The organism is Scytonema sp. PRP1, assembly GCF_036697665.2.
Taxonomy (GTDB): domain Bacteria; phylum Cyanobacteriota; class Cyanobacteriia; order Cyanobacteriales; family Nostocaceae; genus Kalymmatonema; species Kalymmatonema gypsitolerans.
The window spans coordinates 1-17,695 of sequence record NZ_JBAHYJ020000078.1 but is presented as its reverse complement, the minus strand read 5'-3'; the positions used below and the strand labels follow the sequence as shown (position 1 = coordinate 17,695).

Below are 17,695 nucleotides of genomic sequence, written 5' to 3'. Positions count from 1 at the left end.
AAATAAGATCCCCGAACTTGTTAGAAAGTAGGGGATGTCTGTCTTGAATTTTCACAACTGTGCGGAGGATTGCTATATTAGTTATCACTTACAAGGCGTGTTGTGTAATGCCTATTTATACTTAATTACTAAAAAAACAAGATAAATATACGAGAGCAAATTTACCTAAATGATCAGTAAAAAACTCAACGTCCAACTTTACACAAGCTTTACAATAAGTATCAAATAATTTACGGATTCTTACTGAACAAAAATATTTATCTTAGGGTATTCTGTATATATAGATACTGTTTCTTCTGGTGATTTTAGTTAAGACTCATGCAAAAAATCATAAAGAATTCTTAATCAGTACTTATAAGGGTGTGTCTAATAATGAATTTTGTGCGGTAGGTTACAAAGTTTCTCATCCACTGTAATGATTTCTACAGAATGTGATTCGAGATAAAATCAGTCTCGGTCACTCTTAGAGAGCGAGTTAGGCTGCACACTGCTAGATTTCAAGGTAGACTTTTAAATCACATTTTCCATTGAATCAGTGTAATAGAATAGGATTCTCCTGTAGAGGAAGTACCCAAAGGTTATGCCGCCATCCTAGAACACCAATTCAGTATTCAGACATTCGGAGCTAAAAACCATTCTTTGTAGAGACGCCCCATGGGGCGTCTCTACAGCCAACGAAAAAATCCATCCTTTCAGGAACAGAAACCGGGTTTTTGGGATTAGTGAATCGGTGTTCTAGAAAAGCGGTATGCATCTGTTCCTAGGGTCTACTTTTACGGGTCTTTACACTTGTTCAATACCTTACACCGTTAGCTGCTGCATTTTGGCACACAGCTAGTTGCTATTGCTTTGTTGTCTTTGGATGAAGCACTCAGCTAAACGGTGAAAATGCCTGTTTTTGGTAAAAATTCAGTAAACGATGGAGTACTTGGCGAAGAAATGTCGAATGCTGTTACACAAAAAGTAGATTTCACTTTAGCTAAACTGCTAAATCACACAGTTTTGTTACTCTTTTCAAGACAAGTAAAAAAAATTGCTGTTTCAAAAGTTACTTTAATCTTCACCTGTATTGCTTATGAATTTTTCTGCAAGCCAGCGCGTAAAACCTGTATTTTGCCTGTACTTTTCTACGCTTTATGTTATCTGTTTTATCTCTTTTACCTATTACAAGGTCGTCATTTAAGAGGAATTGAGGTACAATAAGCAGCCTTTATTAAACTGTGAAAAAGAAAGTTAAAAATCATATTGCATCTTGTGAAAATTTGTTATAGATTCTTATCATATGGGCGTGGTCAAATTATTTCATTCATAGTCCAAATTATCTCTTTTTAATTTAAGTAGAACTACTTAAGAAAAACAACAAAATTATGCAAACATTACATACTAGCTGAAATATGTATTTGTTTGGTAAAACCAAGGTTATTGGATTTCAAACAGAGCAACACATCATGAAAAAATAGGTTTATGCGACTGTTTGAAGTAAAAAAACAACGGCTTTCATTTAGAAAGAGATAATTAACCCAAAGAAAATAACTCTCAATTAAGCCGCGAAAAATGATCAGGTAGAGCCGTTGTTGCTGTGCTAATCGTTCGTGTAGCGGTTCGTATTTGCTATTCAATTAATCAGCATTGTTATGATGAGAATAGCAGCAATAACTTCATCATTGGTGCATCTACAACAAAACCATAAGTGACTAGAGAAAAGGAGTTTTCCCTACAATGCAATTAGATGACTTGGTATCGAGTGAAAGTATAGAACAAGAGGCGTGGACAGCGCTAGAAAAGTCGATTCTCTATTATAAAGGTCGTCCTGTAGGGACGGTAGCTGCGTATGATTCAACAGTAGAGGCGCTGAATTACGATCAGTGTTTTGTTCGGGATTTTGTATCTTCTGCTCTCATTTTTCTAATGAAAGGTAGAACGGATATTGTCCGCAACTTTTTAGAAGAAACCTTAAAGTTACAGCCTAAAGAAAGGCAATTAGATGCTTATAAGCCGGGTCGAGGTTTAATGCCGGCTAGCTTTAAAGTTGTCTGTGATGGTGAGGAAGAATATCTCGAAGCAGATTTTGGCGAACACGCTATTGCGCGAGTCACACCTGTTGATTCCTGCTTGTGGTGGGTGATTTTATTGCGTGCTTATGTAGTTGCTACAAAAGATTTTTCTCTGGCTTATCAACCTCAGTTCCAACACGGTCTTAGATTGATTATGGAATTGTGTTTGGCAACTCGGTTTGATATGTACCCAACGATCTTGGTTCCAGACGGGGCTTGTATGATTGACCGTCGTATGGGTATCTATGGGCATCCCCTGGAAATTCAAGCTCTATTTTTTGCTGCATTGCGTGCTGCTAGAGAACTGTTGATTTGTCAGGGTAACGAAGATATTGTGACAGCGATCGATAATCGCTTGCCGCTTCTACGGACTCATATTCGCCAGTATTATTGGATGGATCTTCATCGCTTAAACAAGATCTATCGCTTCAAGAGTGAAGAGTATGGCAAAGCAGCAGCTAATCCCTTCAATATATATGCAGATTCGTTACCCTATTATGAATTGGACAAATGGCTGCCAAGAAAAGGCGGTTTCCTCGTTGGTAATGTTGGACCTTCACAGCTAGATACTCGCTTCTTTTCTTTAGGAAACTTGGTGGCTGTTGTTTCAGATCTGACGAGTGAAGAGCAATCACAAGCAATTATGAATCTCATTGAGGAGAGATGGGATGATTTGGTGGGAGATATGCCCATGAAAATTTGTTTTCCAGCTTTGGAAAACGACGAGTACAGAATTGTCACTGGATGTGACCCTAAAAATAGACCTTGGTCGTATCACAATGGTGGAAGTTGGCCAGTCTTATTATGGTTGTTGTCAGCGGCTGCTGTGAAAACCAATAGAATTGAGCTTGGACATAAGGCTGTTGAAATTGCAGAAGCACGCTTGCATCTAGACGAATGGCCAGAGTATTACGACGGTAAGAAAGGGCGACTGATGGGCAAACAAGCCAGAAAATATCAAACTTGGACAATCGCTGGATTCTTGTTAGCAAAAGAACTATTGCAAAACCCCACATTTTTACCTTTAGTAACTTTTGCGCCATTTACCGTAGAACCTGCTTCTAGGGCTTGTGAGTTTGAACTGGTTCAAGTTGACACTGTGTACTTGAGTTAAAACTTGTAAAGTAACTTAAAGTTAATTTTCATCCAACCAGGGTGCGTTACGGTCACGTAAACGCACCTCATCACATGAATAGACTTCTTGCATTCATTTCAAAAAAAAGAATAATGAACCACAGATACACACAGATGGACACAGATGGAACTCACATTCCCCAAGAGGTCTGATGCATTTCATTTGTACAAGCAAGACCTCTAGGATACTTGCTACCATCGGCTTGTCCAATTTTGAATTTTGAATTTTGAATTTTGAATTGCTCACATCCCCCCGTCAACTAGCTTTTATTGCCTTGCGAGAGGTTCACAAGGGGGCTTATGCTGACATTGCCCTAGATAGAGTGCTGCAAAAAGCAAATTTACCTGATAGCGATTGCCCAAGGGGCAGTGGCGAAGCCAATCGCCGCCTTGTCACAGAATTAGTTTATGGCTGTACCAGAAGACAGCGTACCCTTGACGCCCTCATCGACCAATTAGGTAAAAAGAAATCTCATCAACAGCCAAAAGACCTCCGCACGATTCTGCATTTGGGCTTGTACCAACTACAGTATCAGGAACGAATTCCTGAAAGTGCTGCTGTAAATACTACCGTCCAACTCGCTAGAGAGAATGGCTTTTCTGGACTGACGGGTTTTGTTAATGGTTTATTGCGGCAATATATTCGTTTGGGAAAGAAAGAAGATGGAACAATCAAGAATGAAGAAAGTTTTTTATCTTCTTTCTTGTCTCTTCAATTTTCTGACCCCGTGGAACGCTTAGGTATTTTATACAGCTTTCCTGACTGGATTATTCAAGTTTGGGTGGAACAATTCGGTTTGGCAGAAACAGAACAACTTTGCTTATGGATGAACAAAACTCCTACAATTGACCTGCGCATAAACCCCCTTCGCACTTCAATAGAAGAAGTTGAGGCGGCGTTGTCATCTGCTGATGTTGCGTTCCAACGTGTTTCTCACCTACCGCAAGCTTTACGATTGATCAGTAATGCTGGTCCTATTCAAAATCTGCCTGGTTATAACGAGGGTTGGTGGACTGTACAAGATAGTAGCGCCCAGTTGGTCAGTCATTTACTCGACCCGCAACCAGGTGAGGTGGTGATAGATGCTTGTGCGGCACCAGGGGGTAAAACAACTCACATTGCAGAGTTGATGAGGGATACAGGGAAAATTTTTGCTTGCGATCGCGCCTCTCGCCTCGTAAAACTACAAAAAAATGCTCAACGGCTGAAGTTACAATCTATTGAAATTTGTACTGGTGACAGCCGTAATTTGCCCCAGTTTCAAAACACTGCTCAGCGCGTATTACTGGATGCACCATGCTCTGGTTTGGGGACTTTACACCGCCATGCTGATGCTCGTTGGCGACAGACACCAGAAAGTGTGGAAGAACTCTCGCTGCTTCAAAAACAACTTTTTGCACATGCATCTACTTTTGTCAAGCAAGATGGTGTCCTTGTTTATTCCACCTGTACGCTACATCCAAAAGAGAATGAAGATGTGGTTTCGTCATTTCTGGCTGAACATCCAAATTGGGAAATAGAGCCTTCGAGTGTGGATTCCCCTGCTGGGGCGTACTCCACAGCACAAGGCTGGATGAAAGTCTTGCCCCACCAACAGGACATGGATGGCTTTTTTATGGTGCGGTTAAGAAAAACCAAGAATTAAGGGTAAATACTATTTAAAATGTAAAATTTTTCCGTGAAGGAGGAATGAGGAATAGGGAAAATAGGGAAGAAGACCAATTCCTAATTCCTTGAGGAAAAACATATGGTTAATAATTCCAGTGTGACAAACTTGGTTAAAATCCTGATTGGAGCAGCTTGGATTGATGGCAGAATCCAGCCAGAAGAGAGAGAATATCTCCGCAAAATAGCTCAGGAAAAGGGCGTGGCGACAAATCCAGAAATTCAGCCTTTACTGCATGAATTGGTTGCTGTACAGCCAGAACAGTTTGACGAGTGGGTGAAGGAATATTTAGGCGATCGCCCCAGCGCAGCAGATTACCAAAACCTGATTGAAGCGATCAGTGGCTTAATTTACAGTGATGGCGAAGTAGCAACAGAAGAAGCAAGACTCCTGACGAAATTACAACAATTATCAGACAAAAATGATTCAACCCAACCTGGGTCTAACGGCATTCTCAAACAAATTCAAAAGCTTTACCGCCGTTGGGTTGAGGTTCAGAACTGAGGGTTCTTTCAGTTCTGAGCAATGAGTCCAACAGAGTTCTGAGTTGTGAGCAATGAATCCTGAGTAAGTACTTGTCTTTCTGTCACTTATTTTTTGTTATCAAAATAAAAAAATCAGAACGTATGATACTAGCTCTTGAACACTCACAACTCAGTACTATCTAGGACTTCGGCTCACCCAACCCTGGAGTTGGATCTTTATCAACTTTAGGCACAAAGTCAGGACGCTCTTTGTCTTCCCAACCTGCGGGGCGCTTAGAGTTGTACCAAGCAATTGAGCCGATGGTGACAGCAGCAAGAAAGCCAATCACATACACAGCTGTGAAAGCCCAAGGAAATTGGTATGGTTCTTTAGCTGCTTGCGCTGCTGCTTGCATGAAAAAATACATGAGTATAACCTCCTATAGTAGGCAACACTACATTAGACCCTATAGAAAGAGCGTATCACCAACATCCACCGCAGGGGAGAACAACATAGCGAGAGTAAAGCAGGACTGTTTGACTACTACAGACAAAACATCGTACTACACATTTGATTGTTCACTTAAAGCAGAAAATTGCTCTTCATTAATTCGTCCGGCTTGATACAGGGTTTCCGTGATTTCCGACATGGTTAAAACAGAATGACCCCGATAACCATTTTCTTGTAACCGATTTTTTACCCCTTGTTCATGGTCGATAAAAACCACGATATCATTGACATTTAATCCCACAGATTTTAACTTTCCTGCTCCTTCCATTACACTTTTACCACTGATGAGAATATCATCAACTACCACAACCGTCTCTCCAGGAGAAAACTCACCCTCAATTAACCTTCGAGTTCCATGTGCTTTCACTTCTTTACGAGGGAAAATCATGGGACAATTGAGACGTAAGGCTAAACCAGTTGCTGTAGGTAAAGAGCCGTAGGGGATACCTGCGACTCTATCAAATTCTAAGCTTTTCAAAATATCCTCATAAGCATTGAGAACTTGATTGAAAACTTGCGGATTAGAAATGATTTTCCGTAAATCGACATAATAAGGAAATGTGACACCTGATGCTTGGACATAGTTACCAAACATAATGCAACTAATATCATAAAGTTGCAGAATCAGGTCTTGTAAGGGGTGTTGTTCTAATAAACAAACATCAGGTAACCATACAGAACAACTCGAAGCATCATAAATAATTTCAGTTTTTGCTTGATTCACTTCTGCTTGCAAAGACTGAACTTGCTCAGATACATCTTCCTGTGTCAACATATCTTGAGGGACAGGAATCAGTAGACCATCACCGTTAGCATTCAGACCAGCTGCTAAAATTTTGGAAAGGTTGTTACCCTCTGCCCAGATGCTACGAGCCATAATAATTCGTTCGGGAGAAACTGCACGAATACCAGCCAAAATATCAGGATTCGTAGTTCCCACTTCTAAACCCAGTTGTTCTGGAGTTCCCCAATTTTTTGATTCCTTGACAACTTGTAAATAAAGAGGTGCCTCAACTGAAGGATATTGCTGTAAAGTGACAGCAGTAGGATTAGAAGTACAGCACAAAATAAAAACAGCCTTATCTGGGTAAACCAAAAAAGGGGCTACATGGTCTTGTCCTATATAGGGACTTAAAGTTATAGCATCTACATTCCATTGAGCAAATACAGTCTGAGCAAAGATAGTACTGGTGTTTAAATCGCTGTGTTTGGCGTCTAAAATAATTGGAATATCACGGGGGATAGCTGCTAGAGTTCGTTGCAGTAATTCTATACCTGGAGCACCTAAAGCTTCATAAAATCCAAGTGTAGGCTTATAGGCACAGACTTTATCGGCTGTTTCAGAAATTATAAATTGCAACCAATCCCGTAAGCCAGAAATGATATCTTGAGATTTGTAGCGGGCGGGTATCATTTCTGGATTGGGGTCTAACCCTACAAATAGTAAACTTTGATTTTGTGAAATTGCTTGATTTAATTTATCAAAGAAGTTCATAATATTTGCTAAAACAATAAACAAATAAATAAAGAAAATTATAATTGGTAAATATTTATAGCGGTTTCCAGTCTACTAAGGTATGAATTTATCTGTATTTCATAAGTAGTTAATTACTTATTTGCTCAGAGCTTGCACCCAACACGAGCCAGAGGCTCTAATATCTCGTTACCACGTTCAACCTGGTAACGAGGGTTTGGAGGCTTCGCCTCCTGGGTCGGAAAACGCTGTTTTGAATTTTGAATGAGCGATTGAATGAGCGAATTTTTAAAGTCCTGCAAACCATTCATAACCTTGGTCTTCCCAATAGCCTCTCAAAGGGGACAATTGACTCACAAGTGTAATTTGAGTTACCCACTTACTTTGCTTATATCCAAGTTTAACGGGAGAAGCTAAACGCAAGGGCGCACCATTTTCTACTGCCAAAGGTTCACCGTTTTTCTGATAAACTAATAAAGTTTGGGGATGCAAACTTGAAGCAATATCCCAGCTTGAATAGTAACCATCCGCCGATTTGAAGTAAACATATCGGATATTTGCTTTAGGCTGGGCAAGAGCAACGATTTCTTGTAGACGAACGCCTCCCCATTGTACAATTGCCGCCCAACCTTCCACACAAACGTGGCGAATTATCATGGACGTTAAAGGCAAAGATTGAATTTCTGCTAAACTTAAGCTCAGAGGATTATTGACCTCACCGTCAATAATTAAACGATATTTTGCCAGGTCAATAATTGGAGTATATCTGAAGCTATTAATTAACAAACCTTCTGGTTCAATCTCAGTGGGAGAGAATTCTGGCACCGGCTTTTGTGGGTTAAGTATGAAAGCTTCAAGCTTCTGATTGAGCGGTTCAGAAAGTTTGCCCACAACATCTTCAAATATTGGTGTACCACATCCACCAAGAAGAACACTCATGCTAGAGAGTCCAGAAACTTTTAGAAACTGACGGCGTGATAATTCAGGACGATTGACACGAATTAAATTCATAGTATTAGTTAGTTGGTAGTTGTAGAGACGCGCCATGGCGCGTCTGTACATAAGTTGGTAGCTGGTAGTTGGTAGTTGTCAAATTTTCCATGAACTAACCACTAACGACTACCAAAACATAGATTCAGTTAACTCCTCACCTCCAGCCTTACGTCCTAATAAAAAGTGAACCGCTACAAAGGAAATAACCATCGGTACCGAAGAAAAGTGAACGATTCGCAGTGCTTGCCAGCTGCCAAACATATCTACAATCCAAGGGAACTGAGCAGGTTTATACATTCCTATACCAGTAAATATAGCCAGCAGCAAAATAGGAATAATGGCTGTATATACGATGCGGTGCCAAGCATAAATTAGGCGTTTGGGATTTCTACTTTTTTGCAATGCTTTAACGTCATTGACACCTACAAATCGATGTCGCCAGCGCCGACTGATTAAAATATAAATTCCATACCACAAAAGATTAAGCGAAAATAGCCACATAGCAGCAAAATGCCAGTGTCTACCTCCAGCGAGCCAACCTCCTAAAGTAAATATAGGGGGAATGTGCAAACCTGCTCGTCCACCAAAAACAGGATTGGCGTTGTAAATTTGCAATCCACTGGTGAGCATAATAAACAAACTAATTATGTTAATCCAGTGGAAAATCTTGGCTCCTATTGCTTGAGTTGGAAATTTGCCAGTTTTATGGGGAATAGTCGAAGTCATAGATAAGCTTGTTCACATCTCTAGCTTATAAATTTGGGTTGAGAGGGGCGCAAGATATTGTACTCCTATACTTTACACCTTACTACCTAGTTGATAGGTATGAAAAATGAAACAAAAAGAAGGGGTCTAAACCGATTGGTATCAAAAATCACCTTCAAACCTTTATTTTACGTTGATTTGACCCCATGCCTTAGTAAGGCGAGGGGCGGTTTTGGCGCAAGACAAAAACAGGGTGGGGTTCTACGAAAATTCTGGCTACCTAAAAGCTACCGTGTTTGATGATATCGGTGTAGTGCTTTGATATTTATCTCGATGACAAACTCTGTACCTTTACCTAACTGAGAATAACACTGCAGCTTACCCTGATGTTTTTCGACAATTATTTGTTGGCTGATTGATAGCCCCAGTCCGTTGCCTTTGCTTTTTGATTTGGTTGTAAAGAAGGGCTCAAAGATATGTCTTTGAATGTGGGGGAGAATACCTTTACCGTTATCAGAAATGTGAATGACAATTTTGTGTTGTTTCAATGGTTGTTGATCATATTTGCTAACTAACGATAGATGGCTTTGAATAACTTCTGTGTGAACCCAAATTTTGGGAGTGAAATCATCGTATTTCAACCTTTCTTCTATGGCATCAATTGCATTAGCCAAAATATTTATAAACACCTGATTTAGCTCATCAGGATAGCACTCCACTAAGGGCAAGTCCGCAAATTCCTTAATGACCTCAATTTGTGGTCTATCTGGCTGTTCTTTGAGGCGATGCTGCAAAATCCTCAAAACATGACCAAGTCCTTCATGCAGGTTAGCTTTTCTCATTTGACCATCGTCAAAATTTGAAAAACTTTGTAAGGCAAAAACCATTTCTTTCATGCGCTCAGATCCTGCTCGCATTGACCACAACAATTTCAAAAAATCTGTCTTAATAAAATCAAGGTCGAGGCGTTGAAGCTGTGACGCAATAACTGACACAGGATTGGGATAGTAGTATTGGTAAAGTTCTAAAAGCCGGATTAATTCTTCAGCGTAATCGCTAGCAGAATACAAGGTGGCGTGAATGAAGTCAGTGGGGTGATAAATTTCATTAGTTACTTCTGCCACAACTTGACCGAGATTAGCCATTTTGTCATTCTGCAATAACTGCTCTCGGGTATTTTTGAGTTCTTCTTGCGTATTTTCTAACTGTTGAGATTTTTTCTTTTCTTGCGCTTCGACAAAGAGTCTTGAAGCAATTTCTGTTTGGATTTGTTCAAATTGGCATTGCTTGAGGGCGATCGCCTGAAGTGCATCACCCTGTAAGGCGATCGCAATTTCTACACTCAGTTGTTTAACAGTCTCTATCTCCCATTTTTGCCATTGACGGGAACTGTAACAGTCATAAGCTATGAGTAGTCCCCATAAATGATTTTGACTCTCTCCTAAGCAGGAATTGAGAAGCGCTAATTGTGGATTTTGGATTGAGGCGGATGGCTTGTTCTCATCCTCTTGTACTTTTAAGAGAATGGGAACAACCAAACTGATTTTGGTGTGATCTTGAATGAATGAATCAACCAGGTATGGCTCTTTGACTGACTCAAAAACGACCATACCACTTCCGTCTGGCCCAAAGCGGTAAATAACTGTTTGATCAGTTTGCAAAAACCGCCGCACTTCTTCTACAGCAGTTTGGAGTATGAGTTCCACCCGAGAAGAAGAATGGATGCGCTTGCGGAGAGCATTAAACAGTTGCTCTCGCTTTTGTTGCTGCTCTAAAGCTTCTTCTAACCGTTTTTCCTTAGTAATATCCTGGTGCGTTCCCACCATCTGCACTGGCTTTCCAGATTCGTCCCACTGCAAAACCTTTCCCCGATCTAAAATCCACTTCCACTCACCGGATTTACTCAACATTCTAAATTCGACTTCGTAAACTGGTGTACGCTCTTGCAGATAGTCGTTCACAACCTCACAAAGTTTGGGTAAGTCTTGTGGATGTACGTGTCGCTTAAAACATGTGCGATTGTTTTCGATTTCTTCTGCTTCATACCCCAGGATGTGCTTCCAGTGAGGGGTGTAATAAATGTTGTCAGTCACCAAATTCCAATTCCACAACCCCAAACCACTGGTTGCTAACGCCTCTTGCCAATCCGCTTGCAAGCATTGGCAGTTTTCTAACAATACTTGGGCTGTTTGCAGTTGCTCTTGCTTTGGGATGTTTTGGGTGCTTTGTGATGAGATCTGTAACTCCCATTCGTTGGTAGCTGGTCCTTCGATATACATAGCTGCTGTACGATGAGGAAGATATCCTGTAGCTCCTAAGCTGTCTTAGCACCCTGACGACAGTATAAACATGGAAAGTGCCGAATTTGTTAACATTCTTTTAACTTTTGTGTGATTAACTCGGAAATCAATCACCCCTACCACTAATTTGAATTGAACCTAGAGAAACGTACACGCAGGAATGTAACCAGTCTTTTGGTCATTAAGACATTTATTGAGAAAAAATAGGCTACATTTCCTTGATTAACTGTGTAAAAATGTCTTCAAGTCAGTATATAAATCTACAAAAAGTCTAAATTCTAATACGTCACAAGATTTTTCAAAAAACTGTAACCTGAAGTGGGCTGCAATTACATATATTCAACAAAATGTCAATAGTTTTTTGTAGCTTTTTTGAACAAGACAGACTATCCTCTCTACTGAGGAGCTACATTGAGGTTATTCTGATTACTTAAAATTTTCCAAAGAAAAATTATTTCAGGAACTCTTACACAGAAGTCGGACGCAATGACTAATGACTATAGAAGAAGTCCTACTGTTACTAAAAGCAACCCTTCCAAACGCTTTAACTCCACTCCAAGAAATAGTGCTGCGCTCTGCGTGGGATGGCAAAACTTATGGTAGTGTAGCCTCGGAAGCACACTACGGAGAAGAGCGAGTTAGAAAAGTAGCTTCTCATTTATGGCAATTGCTGAGTGAAGTTTGGAAAGAACCGATAAATAAATCTAACTTCCGTCAGACTTTGGAACCTCGACGCTTGAATAGAGCACAACAGCAGGTGATTCGGGAATTCAACCGTACAGCGATCGCCATATCCTTAGAATTTCCTTGTGGTCCGGTATCGCTTGATTCTAGATTCTACATTCCTCGCCCACCAATTGAACAGCTTGCTTACGCAGAAATAGCACAACCAGGGAGTGTCATCTGCATCAAAGCTCCTAAGAAGATGGGGAAGAGTTCCCTGATCTTACGCATTCTTGCTCACGCAGCCAATCTTGAATACAGCACCGTAAGTTTGGACTTTCAGCAAGCAGACAAAGCAGTATTTGCCAACATCGATAAATTTTTGCGCTGGTTCTGTGCCAATATTACCCAGAAGTTAGGGCTACAACCAAAACTCAATGATTATTGGAATGAGGAAATTGGCAGTAAAGTCAGCTGCTCTTTGTACTTTCAAGAGTATTTATTGCCTTCTCTGAAAAATCCCCTTGTCTTAGTATTAAACGAGATGGATTGGGTATTTGAGTATCCAGAAATTACCGACGAGTTTCTATCATTGCTACGCTTCTGGTACGAGCAAGCCAAAGGAGTAGAAATTTGGCAAAAACTTCGTCTTGTCTTGGCTTACTCAACGGAAATTTTTGTTGTCCTCAGACTGACTCCATCTCCATTTCATATCGGATTACCACTGAAGTTACCGCCGTTTACAAAAGAACAAGTGCAAGATTTGGCACAACGTCACGGACTGGACTGGACAAATGGTTCCGAAGTTGAGAGATTGATGGCAATGGTTGGAGGACATCCTTATTTAGTTCGACTGGCTTTGTATTCTCTCATGGGTAAGGGTGGGTTACAACGGGATTTGGAGCAACTGTTGCAACAAGCACCTACAGAAACAGGAATTTACAACGAGTATTTAAGACAATATGTGCTACCACTGCGAGAGCAGCCAGAATTGGAAGCTGCTTTTGCTGAGGTCATTTTTGCGACAAGCCCTGTGAAATTAGAGCCAGTTGTTGCATATAAATTACAGAGTATGGGGCTAGTCAACTTGCAAGGCGAGTACTGTACTCCAACATATGAATTGTATCGTTTGTACTTTAGACAGCTTAAAGCAAGGCAGAATGGGAACAATTCTCGGGTGAATCAGTTGGAAAAAGAGAACCAGCAATTACGCGTTCTTTCTAGTTTGGATGAACTCACTCAACTGATTAGTCGCCGCAACTTTCACACTCACTTGCAAATAGAGTGGCAAAAAGCGACTTGCAATTGCACTCCCCTATCACTCATTTTGTGCGACATTGACTATTTCAAAATTTATAACAAGAACTACGGTAATACAGCAGGAGATGATTGTTTACGGCAAATCGCTAAGGTTATTGATAATTGCGTCAAGCGTCTGCTGGGTTATAGCAGTTTCTCACAAGTCAGCACAGTTAAGAGTCCTGTGTGTACTAGCGATGAACGTACTTCAGTATTAGTTGCTCGTTATGGTGGTGAAGAATTTGCCATTCTCGCTCAAACAGATGCGATGACTGCTATATCTATCGCTGAAAACATCCGCGAGCAAGTCAAAGCATTGGAAATTTCCTGCGAGTATCCTGGTATGGGTGGTCTTCCAGCTAATGTTTTAACTGTCAGTTTGGGTGTTGCTAGCATGATACCAGAATCTGAAACAGAGCCTGAGACTCTAATCAATGCTGCTGAAAAAGCGCTTATTCAAGCAAAACGCAAAGGACGCGATCGCGTTGTCCTTAAATAAGTGTTATAGCCGTTTGCAACCCGGAGTAAGGTACACCAAAGAAATAATGAACCACAAATGGACACAGATGGACACAGATAAATAATTACTTCATTCAAATAAACTGGGCGGGCAAGATGCCCACCCCACTGTTAGGGGATAATTTATTTGTTGGAATACCCAAATAACTGTTAAGTGTTGCTACGGCTAAGAATTATGAATTATGAATGATCATTCTTTTTACAATTGATAATTCATAATTCATAATTTTTAACTATTTGAAACTCCAAGCGGCAAAAGCTAAAGCACCCCAACCTGCGATCAATGCTGCTCCCCCGATTGGAGCGATCGCTCCTAAAGACTTGACACCGCTCAAGCTCAAAGCATATAAGCTCCCTGAGAAAATGGTAATACCAATAATGAACAGCCAGCCACTTGCTAAAAGGAGCGGCGGAGGTGACTCGATACGGCTGAGGAGTAGTGCCACGACGAGCAGTGCTAGAGCATGATACATCTGATAACGAGCGCCGATGTCAAAAATTTCTAGCGATCGCTCACTGATTTTTTCCCGCAAAGCATGGGAGCCAAAAGCACCTGCAGCTACAGATAAACCGCCTAGAATGGCTGCTACACTCAAAAAAATTTGCGTCATGGGGTTCAATTTCTGCCAAATTCCTCTTTAAATATAAAAATCGTAAGAGATTCCCCCTTCTTCACTTACCTTAAAGTTAGCATTGAATAATTTAGCTTGCTCATCTAGATATTGCCTGGCGGTTGCTGGTGGGAGTTGTGACTGCATTGCAAAGCTGACAAGAGTGATGCGTCCATTATTCTCTTGAATCATCTGATAAAAGGTAGATTGTAGCTGATCCTTCGCTTGTGCCTTAATCGCCTTTTTCTCCTGCTGACTTTCACGGTATGCTCCCAATGCTAGCCATACTCCCAGAACTGAGGTAGGAACGCCAAAAATTAGACCATTCAACGCGGTATTATCAAGTACAGTGATTGCAGGTTCATTACGAAAATCTGGAGAATCTGCCACTGGTATCCAACGTGGTACAATTTCCTTCTGCATATCATGTTTCTGCATGACTGCAGACGCTGAGAGCGACAAAAACATGAATCCGAGTGTAAGCAGCCAACCCGCAGCTAATTTTTCAGCAGTCTTCATAGTTTTTTATTTCAGATTGAAACCTTGCTTGTGATTCTAACCTTAGTTACCTCAAGCTTCCACTCATTGAAATTAGGAGCAGCGATAGAAAAAATTACTATACTTTTGCTGATTTTGTTTGGCTGCTACGCTGCTTGTTAGCCATCTTGGCTATCAAGACATTGCGTCCCAGATTGTTTTTGTGTCCGCGAACATACGGAAGCGACAGATTTTGCCGTCACGAAGATCGTAGAGGTGGGCGGCGGCTGCACGCATAAACTTGCTGGAAACGTGATGACGTCCACTGTACATCCCAATAACGATTACCGTTGTGCCTGCATCAAGGATTTCTTTGATCTCGTAAGCAAAGCCTTCCCAGTTATTGTTGTTGGCTTTGAAAACTCTCTCAACGACTTCGGAGGCACCCTTGTGTGTAGCACCGCCTGGAAACCCTTCGTTTTGAACCCATTCGAGATCCTCTGTGCTAATACGTAGAAAGGCGTCGTAGTCCTTTTCACGAAATGCCCGATAAAGTTCTTGAATGACTTCAATGTTGTTCATTATTGTTACCAATTAACAAGCAAATTCTGAGTTTTCCATTTTGCTTTTTCGATGTTGTTGATGCAACCCATTAATATCATGTCCGGAGAAAGACTTGTAAAAACGAAGAACCTTGCCCGCCTCCGGCGCCCTCTCCTTGCTAAGGAGTTTTATAATCGCAGCAAAAGATATTACTTATCTTGCTGCGATTTTAAGCTTACTGGCGTGTTGCTTCCAATAAGCGAGAGAAATAGAAGCGAGTGCGAGTCATAGACTGGCGTTGCACAGTAAAACCATTACTTGCCAAAATTTTCACCACATCAGCTTCACGGTGTAGATAGGCGCGAGTCGCTTTACTAGCACCTGGAAAGAAACTACCTATTTTCTTTAACAAACTCAGAGCAAAGGTTTTTGGTGCAAAACTGAGAATCAGCCGTGACTGTGCTAAAGAACACAAATGAGAAATCATCTCATCTGCTTTTTGCTGAGGATAGTGGATGAGAACATCCAAGCAAACCACCGTATGATAGCTACCGCTTAAGGTTTCTAAATCCTGCACAGCAAATGTGGGATTTTCGGTTCCCAAGATGCTCATGGTTCTTTCCTTGGCTTCCTCTACCATTTTTTCGGAAATATCGCTGGCGTAGACCTTTGCTCCAGCTTCCGCAAGGGGTATGCTGAGACTGCCTACACCACATCCAGCATCGCAGATAGATAGACTTGCTAAATTGTTATCAGCTTTGAGCCAGCCGAGTACCTTATCAACTGTTTGTTGATGTCCATTGCGAATATCTAGCTGGACTTTGTTGACTTCGCCATCACCGTAGATACGTCTCCAACGGTCAAAGCCTGTGGAATTGAAATATTCTTTAACTATCGTTTTATCGTCGGCTGCGTTCATGAAACTCAAGATCTAACCATTCCAATGCTTCAAAGTACCATGTGTGCGAACCACTAAGAATATCTTTGCTTAGTTGTGCGTCCTGGCGCAAAATATTAAGACAACAACCGCCGCCATGAGAGTTCTTGTGTATGCTCATCTAAATGCCAACGCAATAATTGACTAGCAGCAGCACCAGAGAGAATTGCTGAGGCGGCAATAGCTTTTCGTGGTGCAATGGTAGAAAGTGCGATCGCCCTTTCTACATCACATATTCCCCACTTCACTAAATTTTGCACACCTACCAATAAAGGTAAAGTCGTCCCCGATAAAGTTCTATCCGGGAGTCGTGCCGTTCCGTTCTTCACTTCAATTTGCCGATTATCCCAAGGATACACCCCATCAGGCAATCCCAGAGGTGCAAGCGCATCACTAACAAGGAAAAGTTTTTGTTTGTATATCTCCCCTTGCTCTTCTTGAGAAAAGGGGGGACTGCTGGCACGTAGTAAAATTTGTAGCATTGTTGGTGAGACGTGCTGACCATCAGCAATAAAACCACACATAACATGAGGATGAACAATCGCCGCCCCTAACAATCCTGGTTCGCGGTGGTGTAATGGTGGCATAGCATTAAAAGCATGAGTCACCATTGTTGCACCTAGTTCAAAAGCATCTTGCGCCTCTGTTGCTGTGGCTTGGGAATGTCCTAAACTGACAGTAATACCCAAAGAACGCAAATAAGTCATCACTTCACCTGTTGGATCTAACTCCGGTGCTAAAGTCATGACTTTCACAATATGAGCGTAATTACCCAAAACCCGCTTTACTTCCTCCAAAGTAAGAGGTAACAGGTACTCTGCTGGATGTGCGCCACGCTTTTGAGGATTCAAAAATGGTCCTTCTAAATGCACTCCTAAAATTTTGGCACTACCCTCCCCATACAAAGAGGGGTTGGAGGTAAACTTCATAAAATCAGAGATGACAGCAAGCGATCGCTGAATATTGTCTACCGAAGTTGTCACCAGGGTAGGTAAAAAAGCGTCCACTCCCACATCCCACAAAAATTCACAGATCTTTACCAATTGGTGAGAATTTTCTGCTGATAAATCAGGAAATGCCAACCCTAACGCGCCGTTAATCTGCAAATCCACACCGCCCAGAGAAATCCAGTCGCCAGCAACATCCAACACTTGCAACTCAATTGGCGGAACCCGTTTGAGGACTTTAGACATTGGTAGGATTTGCTCAACTATGCCCTGTGGGTTAATTGAGAGCATCTGCAAATCTGAACTGCCGAGTACTCGAGCATTGATAATGTCTACAGGAGTACCAATCAGGCTTTGTGTTGCATCGGTCATCACGTCAGCAAGAAGATAGTTCAAT

The 17,695-nt window shown here is 41.3% G+C and carries 15 protein-coding genes; 5 read left to right on the top strand and 10 right to left on the bottom strand.

Annotated elements, in window-relative coordinates; translation table 11 throughout:
• The first annotated feature begins 882 nt into the window (after window positions 1-882).
• From V5G28_RS17745 to V5G28_RS17730, 4 genes are all read left to right on the top strand, one after another.
• The gene (locus V5G28_RS17745; RefSeq protein ID WP_332994715.1) at window positions 883-1,203 is read left to right on the top strand and encodes a hypothetical protein; all 321 of its coding nucleotides are present in this window, start codon (window positions 883-885) and stop codon (window positions 1,201-1,203) included.
• 516 nt (window positions 1,204-1,719) lie between these two features.
• Window positions 1,720-3,168 carry a glycoside hydrolase 100 family protein gene (locus tag V5G28_RS17740; RefSeq protein WP_332994713.1) on the top strand — a complete coding sequence of 483 codons (1,449 nt, stop codon included), beginning with the start codon at window positions 1,720-1,722 and terminating at the stop codon, window positions 3,166-3,168.
• Between the two features lie 247 nt (window positions 3,169-3,415).
• Complete coding sequence (locus V5G28_RS17735; RefSeq protein ID WP_332994712.1) at window positions 3,416-4,834, top strand: 16S rRNA (cytosine(967)-C(5))-methyltransferase; 1,419 nt, start codon at window positions 3,416-3,418, stop codon at window positions 4,832-4,834.
• A 102-nt stretch (window positions 4,835-4,936) separates the two neighbouring features.
• Window positions 4,937-5,359 carry a tellurite resistance TerB family protein gene (locus V5G28_RS17730; protein WP_332994711.1) on the top strand — a complete coding sequence of 141 codons (423 nt, stop codon included), beginning with the start codon at window positions 4,937-4,939 and terminating at the stop codon, window positions 5,357-5,359.
• 160 nt (window positions 5,360-5,519) lie between these two features.
• On the opposite strand, the gene psb35 is transcribed toward V5G28_RS17730, so the two are convergent.
• The 5 genes from psb35 to V5G28_RS17705 all read right to left on the bottom strand — a co-directional run bounded on the left by psb35 (window position 5,520) and on the right by V5G28_RS17705 (window position 11,281).
• A complete protein-coding gene (gene psb35 / locus V5G28_RS17725) occupies window positions 5,520-5,747 on the bottom strand; it encodes a photosystem II assembly protein Psb35 (protein WP_073627754.1) in 228 nt (75 codons plus the stop codon).
• 135 nt (window positions 5,748-5,882) lie between these two features.
• Entirely contained in the window at window positions 5,883-7,325 is a 1,443-nt protein-coding gene (locus V5G28_RS17720; RefSeq protein ID WP_332994708.1) for a bifunctional orotidine-5'-phosphate decarboxylase/orotate phosphoribosyltransferase, read from the bottom strand.
• A 267-nt stretch (window positions 7,326-7,592) separates the two neighbouring features.
• On the bottom strand, window positions 7,593-8,315 hold the full coding sequence (locus tag V5G28_RS17715) for a molybdopterin-dependent oxidoreductase (RefSeq protein WP_332994720.1): 723 nt from the start codon (window positions 8,313-8,315) through the stop codon (window positions 7,593-7,595).
• Window positions 8,316-8,423: 108 nt separating this feature from the next.
• The gene (locus V5G28_RS17710; protein WP_096570156.1) at window positions 8,424-9,023 is read right to left on the bottom strand and encodes a cytochrome b/b6 domain-containing protein; all 600 of its coding nucleotides are present in this window, start codon (window positions 9,021-9,023) and stop codon (window positions 8,424-8,426) included.
• A 266-nt stretch (window positions 9,024-9,289) separates the two neighbouring features.
• A complete protein-coding gene (locus V5G28_RS17705; RefSeq protein ID WP_332994700.1) occupies window positions 9,290-11,281 on the bottom strand; it encodes a PAS domain-containing protein in 1,992 nt (663 codons plus the stop codon).
• Between the two features lie 514 nt (window positions 11,282-11,795).
• On the opposite strand from V5G28_RS17705, the gene V5G28_RS17700 reads away from it, so the two are divergent.
• Entirely contained in the window at window positions 11,796-13,763 is a 1,968-nt protein-coding gene (locus V5G28_RS17700; RefSeq protein WP_332994698.1) for an AAA-like domain-containing protein, read from the top strand.
• A gap of 253 nt (window positions 13,764-14,016) precedes the next feature.
• Here the strand turns inward: V5G28_RS17700 and V5G28_RS17695 are convergent, their stop codons facing one another.
• The 5 genes from V5G28_RS17695 to nagA all read right to left on the bottom strand — a co-directional run bounded on the left by V5G28_RS17695 (window position 14,017) and on the right by nagA (window position 17,670).
• A complete protein-coding gene (locus tag V5G28_RS17695) occupies window positions 14,017-14,394 on the bottom strand; it encodes a DUF423 domain-containing protein (protein ID WP_332994695.1) in 378 nt (125 codons plus the stop codon).
• A gap of 27 nt (window positions 14,395-14,421) precedes the next feature.
• Window positions 14,422-14,913, bottom strand: coding sequence for a hypothetical protein (locus tag V5G28_RS17690; protein ID WP_332994693.1), 492 nt, complete (start codon window positions 14,911-14,913; stop codon window positions 14,422-14,424).
• Window positions 14,914-15,066: 153 nt separating this feature from the next.
• Complete coding sequence (locus tag V5G28_RS17685) at window positions 15,067-15,453, bottom strand: nuclear transport factor 2 family protein (RefSeq protein ID WP_332994690.1); 387 nt, start codon at window positions 15,451-15,453, stop codon at window positions 15,067-15,069.
• Window positions 15,454-15,649: 196 nt separating this feature from the next.
• The gene (gene bchM, locus V5G28_RS17680) at window positions 15,650-16,333 is read right to left on the bottom strand and encodes a magnesium protoporphyrin IX methyltransferase (RefSeq protein WP_332994688.1); all 684 of its coding nucleotides are present in this window, start codon (window positions 16,331-16,333) and stop codon (window positions 15,650-15,652) included.
• Between the two features lie 95 nt (window positions 16,334-16,428).
• A complete protein-coding gene (gene nagA / locus V5G28_RS17675) occupies window positions 16,429-17,670 on the bottom strand; it encodes an N-acetylglucosamine-6-phosphate deacetylase (protein ID WP_332994717.1) in 1,242 nt (413 codons plus the stop codon).
• Window positions 17,671-17,695: the final 25 nt, after the last annotated feature.